Annotated in this window: 4 protein-coding genes and 1 pseudogene; 4 read left to right on the forward strand and 1 reads right to left on the reverse strand. The window is 72.7% G+C overall.

Annotated features, from left to right (window positions below; translation table 11 throughout):
• Positions 1 to 427, reverse strand: a pseudogene (locus ACFFNX_RS42955) (chromosome segregation ATPase); the annotation flags it as partial.
• 643 nt (positions 428 to 1070) lie between these two features.
• On the opposite strand from ACFFNX_RS42955, the gene ACFFNX_RS42960 reads away from it, so the two are divergent.
• The 4 genes from ACFFNX_RS42960 to ACFFNX_RS42975 all read left to right on the forward strand — a co-directional run.
• Positions 1071 to 1427 (forward strand): four-helix bundle copper-binding protein, encoded by a 357-nt coding sequence (locus tag ACFFNX_RS42960; protein WP_378212008.1) that lies wholly within the window; start codon positions 1071 to 1073, stop codon positions 1425 to 1427.
• A 194-nt stretch (positions 1428 to 1621) separates the two neighbouring features.
• Positions 1622 to 2074 (forward strand): MarR family winged helix-turn-helix transcriptional regulator, encoded by a 453-nt coding sequence (locus tag ACFFNX_RS42965; protein ID WP_378212009.1) that lies wholly within the window; start codon positions 1622 to 1624, stop codon positions 2072 to 2074.
• A complete protein-coding gene (locus ACFFNX_RS42970) occupies positions 2071 to 3882 on the forward strand; it encodes an ABC transporter ATP-binding protein (protein WP_378212010.1) in 1812 nt (603 codons plus the stop codon). Before ACFFNX_RS42965 ends, ACFFNX_RS42970 begins: the two co-directional genes overlap by 4 nt.
• Positions 3879 to 4592, forward strand: a 714-nt coding sequence (locus ACFFNX_RS42975) for a hypothetical protein (RefSeq protein WP_378212011.1), incomplete at its 3' end; no start/stop codon positions are given. The genes ACFFNX_RS42970 and ACFFNX_RS42975, both read left to right, overlap by 4 nt.

Consider the following 4592-nt stretch of genomic DNA (forward strand, 5'->3'; position numbering starts at 1 on the left):
GGCCTCCCGTCAGCGACATGGCCAGCAGCTCCGCGACGTCCTCCAGCCGCTCCACCATGTCCCACGTGCGCGCGACCTGGCCGGCGAGTCCCGGGGCGTCCTGGTCACGCCGCCGCCGCTCGGCCGCGGCGCTCGCGCAGGCGCCTCCGTTGTCCGGGCAGTACCGCACCACCGGTGAGGAGTCACCCGGCTGCGGGATCGGCCGCCCGCAGTAGGCGCACGGGCGCGTGCCCGGCTCGTCCTGCCCGGCCTCGTACGGGACGTCGCCGCTCGGGGCCTCGCCGTCCGGTTCTCCGTCGGCTCCGGCGGGCTCCTCCCGCGGCGGGGACGCCTCGTCCCGATCCGGTGTCCGGTCCTCGTCCTCGTCAGAGGGCACGGCGGAGCCGGGTGCGGGAACGTTCTCGTCCGTCGGGCCGGACACGCTCATCCCCCCTCGGGTATCGGGATGATCTGGACTGTCAGCCCAAAGACCGTATCTGGTTCCCGACACGCACGGAGTGCACAACCGTAAGGATCCAGAGTCGAATCGGCGCCACCCTCGAAAGGGCCCGGCGGCGGGACGTCCGCCGGGCCCCTCGCTCCCCCCAAAGGTCCGGATCCCCGCGTCCCCGGCGTGGCGAGCGGAGGATGATCCTCAGAGGACGAATCCCCAGAAAAGACCCGCGTGATCCGTACGCTCCGAGACAACAGCACAATCCGGCACAAAGGAAGGGCCGACGCCTTTACGCAAATTAACCACCCTTGTGGGCGGGAGCCCGTAACCCGGCGACACCCGGCGCGACGATCATCGCGGTTTCCCCGCCACCTTCGGGCGATGCGCCCCCACGGCCCGCGCTCACTCTCCGCGTCCGACGACGCCCAATGCCGCCCGTATTGTCATCATTTCAACCTATAAATCATGACTATGGGCATCGCAATGGCGCTGCCGCACGCGACCGCAAAATAATGGGTGACCCTTTTAAAAGCGGCGACTGACGGCAACTCGGACGCGCAGCCCGGGGAATATGGCCACATGAGAGTCATTAATCCCGGCCCGCGAAGTAGGAGGGGCCACGTCCGAGGAGGAGACCGTGAACTACGGAGGAAAGATCAGCGGCGATATGCAGAAGTGCATCGACGCCTGCATCGAGAGCTACGGCTGTTGCGAGCAGACGATCGCGCACTGCCTCAAGCAGGGCGGTCAGCACGTCGACATGATGATGATGGGCCCACTGATGGACTGCGTCGACGTCGCCCGCGCATGCGCCGACATGATCATGCGTCAGTCGCCTCACGCCGTCGAGATGGCCACCACGTGCGCCCGCGTGGCGGACATGTGCGCCGAGGCGTGCATGACGATGAACAGTGACCCGGCGATGAAGCGCTGCGCCGGCATCTGCCGGACCTGCGCCGAGGCGTGCCGCAGCCTGGCCGGCGTGCGGGCCTGAGATCCGGCAGGCCCCCGCCCGGCCGTCCGGCTCACCGGGCGGGGGCCGAACCGCCCACCAGAGCACCTGCCGCGACGAGCGCGGCGCCCCTCACCTTGAGCCACAGCACCGTACGCATCTGCGTACGGTCATCCGGTCGTTGACCACAAAACCCGGGTTGATCTCCTTCGCCAAAGCTTACTAATCTCCTCACCGTGGAGGACTTCCCGGACCTGCCCGAGGCGGCCGTCGCGGCGTCCATCGGCGCGTCGAACCTCGCGCAGCGGATGCGCGCCGAGCGGCCGCGCGACGGCACGACCCTGTCGATGATCAGTGCGCTGACCCATCTGGACCGCGAGGGTCCGATGACGGCCGGCCGCCTCGCCGCCCTCCAGCGGGCCAAACCGCAGACCCTGACGCGGACGCTCGCCCGCCTGGAGGAGCGGGGCTGGATCGCACGCGGGACCTCGGCCGCCGACCGGCGGCAGGTCCTGCTCCACCTCACCGAGCAGGGCGCCGCGCGGCTCCGCGAGGACGTCCGGTGCCGCACCGCCTGGCTGGCGCGCGCGATGGAGCGCCTGTCGCCCACCGAGCGGGAGGTCCTGCGGATCGCCGGAACGCTCATGACGGACCTGGCGGCCTGGGACGACATCGAGGACGCCCGGTGAGATCCTCGACGCGCGCGCGGGTCCTGCGCGACTTCGCCTCCACCGCGCCCGGCCTGTTCGCCGCCGCCCTGGTGTTCATGGTCGTGGAGGCCCTGCTGCCCAACGTCGTCCTCATCGCGATGGGCCGCACGGTCGGCGGCATCCCGGCGGCGGTCGAGGGCGGGCTCGGCTCGCCGGCCGGGCACCGGATGCTCCTGCGACTCGGCGCCGCGGGCGGCCTGTACGCGGCCTCCCTACTGCGCGGCCCGGTGGAAGACGCCCTGAGCGCGGTGGTCCGGGCCCGTATGACCATCGTGACGCAGCGGAGGCTGATCGAGGCCGTCTCCGCCCCGGCCGGGATCGACCACCTCGAGGACCCGGCCGTACTCGACCGGCTGTCCTCGGCCCAGGGCGAGCTGATGAGCCAGGATCCGGCGGGCGCCGCGATGGCCCTGATCGGCCGGATCGGCGACCGGCTGTCGGGCGTGCTGGCGTGCGCGGTGCTCGCCACGTTCCACTGGTGGCTGGGGCTCGGCGTCCTGGCGATGTGGCTGGTGCTGAACCGGCCGCTACGGGCCCTCGTACGGTCGCGGGTCGGCACGTACCGGCGGGCGACGGAGACGCTGCGGCGCAGCTGGTACTTCGCCGGGCTGGCCCGGCGGCCCCATGCGGCCAAGGAGATCCGGGTCTTCGGCCTCGGCGACTGGCTGGTCGGCCGCCATCGCGACCTGTACGACGAGGCCATGCGGCCCTCGTGGGCGCAGGTCCGCCGGATCAACCGCCGGATCGCGCTGCTCAGCGCGCTCGTCCTGGGCGTGTACGCGGTGAGCGCCGCGACGCTGGGCCGGGCGGCGTACCACCACACGATCACGCTGGGCGCGCTCGTCGTGATGCTGACGATGCTCCCCGCGAGCATGCAGGCCGGCAGCCTCAACGCGGCCGACTTCGCCCTGGAGGGCATGCTCGCCTCGGTGCCGGACCTGGACGCGCTGACGAGCGACCTGGCCGCCGCCGACCCCGGGGATGACGCCGCGGCCGTCCCGGTCGCCGGGCTGCCGCGCGAGAACGTGGTGTTCGCGTCCGTCGCGTTCCGTTATCCCGGCGGCGACCACGACGTGCTGAGCGGCCTCGACCTGGTCCTGGCGGCCGGCACGTCCACCGCGATCGTCGGGGTCAACGGCGCGGGCAAGACCACCCTGGTCACGCTGCTGGCCCGGCTGCGCGACCCGACCGCGGGCCGGATCCTCATCGACGGCGTGCCGCTGGCCGACCTGCCCGCGCGCGAGTGGCAGCGGCAGGTGGCCGTGGTCTACCAGGACTTCACCCGCTTCCCGCTGACCGTGCGGGAGAACGTCGCCCTCGGCCTGGTCGGCGAGCCGGTCGACGCCGAGGCGCTGGCACGCGTCGCGCGGCGGGCCGGCGCGGCCGACCTCGTCGACGGGCTGGCCGGCGGATGGGACACGGTGCTGTCCGCGCAGTACGAGGGCGGCCAGGACCTGTCCGGCGGTCAGTGGCAGCGCATCGCGCTCGCCCGCGCGCTGTACGCGGTGGAGCGCGGCGCGCGGATCCTCGTCCTGGACGAGCCCACCGCGCAGCTCGACGTCCGGGCCGAGGCGCGGTTCTACGACCGGTTCCTCGACATCACCAAGGGGGTCACGAGTGTGGTGATCTCACACCGCTTCTCGACCGTACGGCGGGCCGGCCGGATCGCGGTGCTCGACGGAGGGCGCGTCACCGAGACCGGGACCCACGACGAGCTGGTGCGGGCCGGCGGGACGTACGCGGAGATGTTCCGGCTCCAGGTCGCCCGCTTCGGGGAGACCCGATGAGCGTGGCCGGGCGGCCCTCCGGCGCGGTGGCGCGCGTCCTCGTGGGCCCCGCGTGGCGGGCGGCGCCGGCGATGCTCGTGTGGGCGTTCACCGCGACCACCGTGGCCGCGGTCGCGTCGGCGACGTTCCCGCTCGGGTTCCACCTCATGGTCGACGGGGCCCTCGCCCACGACCGCGAACGCGTCGTCGCCGGGGCCTGCCTGGTCGCGGTGCTGTTCACCACCGCGTGGACGCTGTCGACGATGGCGGCGGCGCGCGACTCCGCGCTCACCGACCGGGTCGGCTCCTACCTCATGGCGCGGATCGCGACTCTGGTCAACGCCGTGCCCGCCGTCGAACACCTGGAACGCCCCGACCTGCTGAGCGAGATCGACCAGCTCCGCGAGGGCCGCCGTACGCTCGCGGGTGCCGCGCGGCAGCTCCTCGGCGGCTGGCGGGTGATCATCCGCAGCGCCGCGATCATCGTGCTGCTCGCGACGGTGTACCCGCCCGTGATGGTCGTGCCGCTCGTCGGCCTGGCGCCGATGCTCGCCGACCGGCGGGCGAGCCGCGTGCAGAAGGTGTCCGATGACGCGCTCGCCGCCGACCGGCGCCTCGCGGACCAGCTGTTCGGCCTGGCGACCACCGCCGACACCGCCAGGGAGCTGCGCACGTACGGCGTCACGGGCGCTCTCGCCGCCCGGCACGCGGCGATCGCCGAACGGGTGCGC

This window comes from Actinoallomurus acaciae (assembly GCF_042429965.1).
Lineage (GTDB): Bacteria > Actinomycetota > Actinomycetes > Streptosporangiales > Streptosporangiaceae > Actinoallomurus > Actinoallomurus acaciae.